Raw genomic sequence first — 894 nt, 5'->3', positions numbered from 1 at the left:
AGCAGAAGGCGGCGGCGCTTCGGTCGAGAAGATCGAAGCCGCAGCCGACACTGGCCTGTCGCAGTTCGTCAGCCGTGAAGTGACGAAGCTGGACCGTCCGGAACTGACGTCGGCGAAGATCATCGTCTCGGGTGGCCGCGGTCTGGGCAACGGCGAGAACTACACCAAGGTTCTGGAGCCGCTGGCCGACAAGCTGAACGCCGCGCTGGGCGCATCGCGCGCAGCCGTCGATGCAGGCTTCGTGCCGAACGACTATCAGGTCGGCCAGACCGGCAAGATCGTCGCACCGCAACTGTACGTCGCGGTCGGCATTTCGGGCGCGATCCAGCATCTGGCCGGGATGAAAGACTCGAAGGTCATCGTCGCGATCAACAAGGATGCGGAAGCGCCGATCTTCAGCGTCGCCGATTACGGTCTGGTGGGCGATCTGTTTACGGTCGTGCCGGAACTCGCGGCCACGGTTTGAGCACGTGCCGGCGTGCCGGCAATGGAAGTGCGGATTAGCAGGAGAGGTCGATGAGTGCCCGGGAAAGATCGCTGCGCAATGTCGTCGAATCGTGGCTCGGTTCGGAGCCCGAAAATCGGCTTCGAATAACACGTGTTAGCCGTTCGCGCCGGAAGTTGTGGCGCTATGTATGCGTCGAGTCGGATCGTGGAGATGGCGCGATGGCGCTTGTCTTCTTCCGCCACGACGACGGGTCGTGGTGCGTGTTTCCGCCGGCACCGACGCGCCCGGCAATGGGCATGGTATTCGAAACCGATGCGTCGCCGCGGCGCGCATCGGAGCCGGCCTGGCAACAGTAACCCGTCGCCTCTCGTGGTGTTCAACTGGACGAATGGAGACGTACCGTAGTGTGCATTTCGACTGTGACCGAAGATGATTTCGCGCCCGTG

General features: G+C 62.8%; 2 protein-coding genes. Both read left to right on the top strand.

The genetic code is table 11. The annotated features are described in order from the left end of the window. Window positions 1-466, top strand: a 466-nt coding sequence (locus PQQ95_RS36520; RefSeq protein WP_408447252.1) for an electron transfer flavoprotein subunit alpha/FixB family protein, incomplete at its 5' end; no start/stop codon positions are given. Window positions 467-666: 200 nt separating this feature from the next. Then, window positions 667-804: a hypothetical protein gene (locus PQQ95_RS36515; protein ID WP_408447249.1), complete on the top strand. Its 138-nt coding sequence runs from the start codon at window positions 667-669 to the stop codon at window positions 802-804. Window positions 805-894 lie beyond the last annotated feature (90 nt).

The organism is Paraburkholderia caffeinilytica (assembly GCF_046030355.1).
GTDB classification, from domain to species: Bacteria; Pseudomonadota; Gammaproteobacteria; order Burkholderiales; family Burkholderiaceae; genus Paraburkholderia; species Paraburkholderia caffeinilytica_B.
This window is presented reverse-complemented; position numbering and strand designations above follow the sequence as displayed.